The organism is Streptomyces tendae (genome assembly GCF_014650435.1).
GTDB classification, from domain to species: Bacteria; Actinomycetota; Actinomycetes; order Streptomycetales; family Streptomycetaceae; genus Streptomyces; species Streptomyces tendae.
Genome location: NZ_BMUY01000111.1, coordinates 1 through 563 on the forward strand (window position 1 = coordinate 1; position 563 = coordinate 563).

Sequence of the window (563 nt, forward strand, 5' to 3'; positions counted from 1 at the left end):
GGACCGGGCGAGCACCGCGAGCGTCCCGGTCGCCCGCCGCAGCGCCCGTTCCAGCGGCTCCGCCGCGTGCAGCGTGCCGGTGCCGTCCGGCGGGACCAGCCACTCCAGCCGTCCGGAGGGCCGGTACGGCGGCGGCACGGCCACCCAGGACCCGCGTCCCACGTGCCGTACCCCGAAGCCCACCCACTCGCTGCCCGGGTCGGGCGGCAGGAAGAAGCCCACCCGGCGTGCCGTGACGTCCACCAGCGTGGGCCCGGGCATCTCCAGCGGATCGCTCCACAGCAGATCCAGGGCCAGCAGTCCGAGGCGGTCGGGCACGCTCAGCACGTCCCAGTACCGCCCGGCCGCGAGCAGGGCCGTCCCTTGACCGCGGTCCCACTGGCGTTTGCACTCCTGCGGGTCCGTGGCCGCCGCGGCCAGCCATTCGACGGCCTGCTTCCACCTGGTGTCGTGCATGTCCCACCCCGGGCACGGTCGGCCGCGCCGCCACGGGCGCGTGCGATAGCGCCACATGGTGGTGCATATATCTGTTCTCCGGAAGGGGTGGGACGGTGTCCGCTTCC

1 protein-coding gene is annotated in these 563 nt (G+C 74.4%); it reads right to left on the reverse strand.

Going from position 1 to position 563, the window contains the following annotated elements; translation table 11 throughout:
- Positions 1 to 456 (reverse strand): hypothetical protein (locus tag IE258_RS40880; protein ID WP_189750850.1); only part of this gene is annotated, 456 nt, incomplete at its 3' end.
- Positions 457 to 563 lie beyond the last annotated feature (107 nt).